The 4,412-nt window shown below is 45.8% G+C and carries 5 protein-coding genes; all 5 read right to left on the minus strand.

The window, feature by feature from the left end; translation table 11 throughout:
- A partial coding sequence (locus IQR33_RS13485) for a hypothetical protein (RefSeq protein ID WP_193837609.1) occupies positions 1 to 889 on the minus strand: 889 nt, incomplete at its 3' end.
- Positions 886 to 1,287 carry a hypothetical protein gene (locus IQR33_RS13490; RefSeq protein ID WP_193837610.1) on the minus strand — a complete coding sequence of 134 codons (402 nt, stop codon included), beginning with the start codon at positions 1,285 to 1,287 and terminating at the stop codon, positions 886 to 888. The genes IQR33_RS13490 and IQR33_RS13485, both read right to left, overlap by 4 nt.
- 3 nt (positions 1,288 to 1,290) lie before the next feature.
- Positions 1,291 to 3,069 (minus strand): phage tail protein, encoded by a 1,779-nt coding sequence (locus IQR33_RS13495; RefSeq protein ID WP_193837611.1) that lies wholly within the window; start codon positions 3,067 to 3,069, stop codon positions 1,291 to 1,293.
- 6 nt (positions 3,070 to 3,075) lie between these two features.
- A complete protein-coding gene (locus IQR33_RS13500) occupies positions 3,076 to 3,672 on the minus strand; it encodes a phage tail protein (protein WP_042522470.1) in 597 nt (198 codons plus the stop codon).
- Positions 3,665 to 4,412 (minus strand): baseplate J/gp47 family protein (locus IQR33_RS33035; RefSeq protein ID WP_228013888.1); only part of this gene is annotated, 748 nt, incomplete at its 5' end. The genes IQR33_RS33035 and IQR33_RS13500, both read right to left, overlap by 8 nt.

Here is a 4,412-nt window from a genome sequence, read left to right on the forward strand (position 1 = left end):
AGCATAATAGCTCCTCAAAAAACGTCATAGGTTCATAACTAAGCAATAAGCTTGCTAATGTAAATTGATGATTGTTGGGCGTACCCGCTTGATTCAATCGTGTTGCTATACTTTCCGCATTGCCCTCCACGGATAACGCATAGATACTTCCTTTTAGGTTCTTCAGGGCGTTGAGCTGAGCCTTGATTTCTTCCATCTTTTTATTGCGTTTCGCTGCTAGTAACTGCAACTTGTCAATTACGTCATGGTCATCGTCTGCTAATGACTCTAGCGTAGCTACTTGGGCACCTTGCCAATGTAAAGCATCATGTAATGGGTTAGCGTTGAGTAAAGCCATCGGCTTAAAGCGTGGTAGAGCGATCGCTGCAGGTTGATGGAACTTATCAACGTCATTGGTATTTAAAGCATGACTTTGCCTAGCTACTTGGCACCACTCAGGCATTGGAAACAATGATGTAAGCTCAATGAGCTGCCGAGAGAATTGGTTCAATTGAGAGGCCGTTACCATTATCGCAATACCGTGAAGATGGCCATTTGGTCGGTACCTATCAGCGTAATCCCGCAGCTTATTAGATAACGTTTTAATTGCAGTACTAGGATTGAGGTAACACCCCGAGTCCAAACGGGTCCCCACTTGAAACTGATATGGCGACACTGTAAGTACGGTTCCTGAGACAAGTAAGGGTTGAAGTTCACTACGCAGCTTAAGCAAAGCGCTCGCCTCTTCACTTAAAGAGTGACGCCCGTAATTGGCGTCACTTGTATGGTTGGTTAACCGGTTAATCGCTTCATTCATTACGGCGCCGACTGCGTCTGTCACTGACTCAGCCTTGGTTTGAATATTCTGCGAGTAACTTGGCCAGTTTAATTGGGATAAGTGCCAAGTCATAAGCGGCCTTCAATTGTCATGGATTTCTCTGTAGGGCGTTGTGGTCGAATGGCCATCGTTACTACACCGTCCTTTACATAGTCGCGTAGTGCTCTCCGGTAACTTCTCCAAACTGAAGCAGTTAGCGTAGAACGAGGGTCGGAGTCTTCATGTAATGTGACTTGTCTATCCACATAAACCATTTCATGTGCCACCCACTGATTTTCTGCTTCAGCAAAAATGGCTGGCTCTTCTTGACCAGAAACTGCATCTGGATATGTCCATATGCCATTTGATTGTAAGACAGCGGGCAACTTTTCGGGTGGTGAAGGGATCTCTATCCATCCATGCGGAGGGGTACCTCCGACAACTTGAAAGCACCCTGTTCCCACTAATCCATATATTTGCTCGTTATCCATGCCTTACACCTTAACGCCCACAATCTTTCTCAAATAATGCTCACCTGAATAGGCGGTCACACCATCGTATTTTAGAGAAGTACCACCTCTAACCGATTGAACTTCCTTACATGTCAAGGTAAACCCGTACTTGCCATCACTCTGCAAGATGATATAAAACTGGCCCAGCTCCATTGCTAATTGCACATCAACAATCGCGCTAAGACTTAGCCCTGACGCCGCTGCATAACCACCTTCGGCTGTCACTATCAAGAAATCGAAGTTCGTAATAGGCTCTGACGTTTTTAGCTTCGTATCACCTGGCGCTCTTCCATTCCATAAAATTGACCGCTTTGTATTTGATTTACTACTGAGTGCTTCTTGTAAACCTCGAATAGTAGAAATAGCTTGAGTGCCCGTATGATTAGCTCGGTTCTTTAAGTATGCGTCTGTTTGATTTTTCGTAGCTTGAGTGGCAACTCCATCGAGCTTTTTCTTATCTGCTGCCGTCATTACCCCTGCATGAGATGTCGTCACCGCACTTAAAACCGCATCTTTACCCGTAGAACTCTTGATCGTTTGAGTTGTGGCGTTGCGAGATGCCGTCAAGTTAGTTGCGATATTCGCTTGCGCTCCAGCTTGTATGCCATCCAGCTTCTTCTTGTCTGCTGCGGTCATAACCCCGGCGCTCGATGTTGTTGCGGCACTTAAAGTGGCATCTTTACCCGTAGAGCTATTAACCGTTTGAGAATTGGCGTTGCGAGACACGCTCAAGTTAGTTGCTACATTGACTTGAGCCCCACTCTGAATCCCGTCTAATTTTTTCTTATCGCTTGCACTCATCCAACCGGAGGCTGTTTTAGTGGCATTCTTAACATTCTTGTTGATGTATGACGCGACAGACTGAAAGACTCGCTTTGCACTCCATAGGCTACGGTATTCATCCTCACCAGCTTCAGCTTGTTGCTGAGTGATAACATCCCACACGCGCCAATCAGTAACATTGCCATGGGAGTCAATGCCAGCAAGTCGAGCGATGTAATGCTGTTGACCGTTTTCATCAACGTAATTACTGAGTTCTGTTTTTGAGCTTCTTACTGTCGCTATGTTTTCCCAACGAGAGAGTGCGCTGCCTTGGCGTACCACATCTAAGTACAAACCACATGGGATGCCATCACTGACCACCACCTCTTTTTTTGACAGCTCAACACGTAACCCTGAGACATAAACAACTCCGGGACTAACAACAAACGTGTTTGACTTTCCTTTAGCGACGACCGAGCAGCCACGAACAAAGGCCGAATGGCCATAATGGTCAAGATTCGCCAAACGTAAATCATCATCAATGCCCATTAAGCGCCCATGAAAATCTATCTGCCAAGTTCCTGGTTCAACATGAATATTTGCTATCGCTGCAGCGCCACTGTACTCCTGCGCGACGGACTTAATAGTGGTCATGTTTTCTTCTTTAGTTTCCGTGTTCTTATACACGATCAAGCCACAGGAGTTCTCAACATGCTTATCATGGAGGTAAATCGCATTGAACTTAAAACTCGGTGTGGTTGACTGAAGAATGACGGAATACACCAACGTATTACTATTAAGTCGCGCAGCCTGGTCCACTTTTTGACGATGCACGATATACGCTTCACTAGGCAGACCTAGGGCTCGGTCAATCGGTGATTCAGCGTCTAAGTTAGGAATATGAGCAAACACAAACTCGTTCATGTCTGTCGTACTACCCGTTGTAATTTTATCCACTAAATAGCGCTCAAACTGAGCAGGGATAATGGTCTGGCTCATACTGTATTATTCCTCTAGTTTTGCACTAAATAGCTGCTGACTCTGGCTGAAACAGGCCGTACGAATGTGCACCTGAATGGGATAAACGACTTCAAATCGATATCGACGGCAAGTTCTCCCATATTGCTCTATGAGCACTTGAACCAACTTGCTGTTTTGCGAGATATCGCCATCACTTAGCTCAATAGTACAAACGTCCCACTGAACTTCGTTTTGACGCTCTTTGAACTTAACGATACCAATGCCTAACCTTTCAAAAATCCGCTTGAAGCCCGCTACGCTACCTGCGTCTTTGGCGTTCACTTCTGCGTATTTCACTCGCTTTCGAAACAGTGAAAGTGGCTCACTCTCAAACCTTTTGATATCTCTATCCCATGCCATTAATTCCAATGCTTTTTCGTTACAGGTCAACGCATCCATTTGGCGAAGCGGAAATAGTAGGCTGCTCCAAACTATCCGGAAGAATGAAAAAACGCCTTTAGATAAAAAGTGAGGTTCTTTGACTTCATCCGCCGTCGTTCTTCCGTCCTGCCACCATGGGATCACAATTTCGGGTAAGCGAGGGGAATGTCGGCTTTGGTCGTAATTTCGAGACTCAGACATCCACGAGTTCCTTAACTGTGAGTGATTTCAAGCGAGGCTGTTCTAGCTTGCTGATAATGTCTTTTTGGACTTTTCCGTCTACGGTAAACCTTACCGATTCAACTTCCGTCATGTTGGTATGTATCTCAGTACCAAGCAAAGATAAGCTAAAACGATGCTCAGGTTTCGCGCGTGTCATTTCTGGGTAAGCTGCTGTTTCTCGAAAAGCCGCTCTAATCCTCTCTTCCACTTCAAGAAGTTCATTCACTTTGGTGGCGCTGTCTAAGTTCTCAGCTAAGACGACATCCGCCGTGATCTCATGTTTCGTATCGGGAATGGCTTTACAGGTAAGTACATCACCGTGACCGTGATGCCCTTTAGACATTATGTGCTCATTTAGCTGTTCAAGAACGGTTAGCGGGGTTGGTCCCACTTCCATCAAAATCAATGCTTCTGCTGAACCAGGGGTTATGTCCCCTGTATTTCTAAAATAGATGTTATCACTTCGGATCCCCGCTACGCTGGCGATGATAGAGCGATACACATCATCGATGTGCCATTCACCAGAGCTAGTAAAGGCATTTTGAATACGAAGCGCTAACTCTTCATCAGTTTCTGCGTCAGCACCGAGTACAGAGAGCCAGTCAGGTTCATTCACCGCATCAACAATGCCCGGTATCGCTTCAGGAATAATGTTGAAATACCCCGCCGGCAAGTTAAACGCGGAGCCCGCTTCAAGTGCTTCGACAAGCACCTTACCC

Source organism: Vibrio sp. OPT46, assembly GCF_015163535.1.
GTDB lineage: Bacteria > Pseudomonadota > Gammaproteobacteria > Enterobacterales > Vibrionaceae > Vibrio > Vibrio alginolyticus.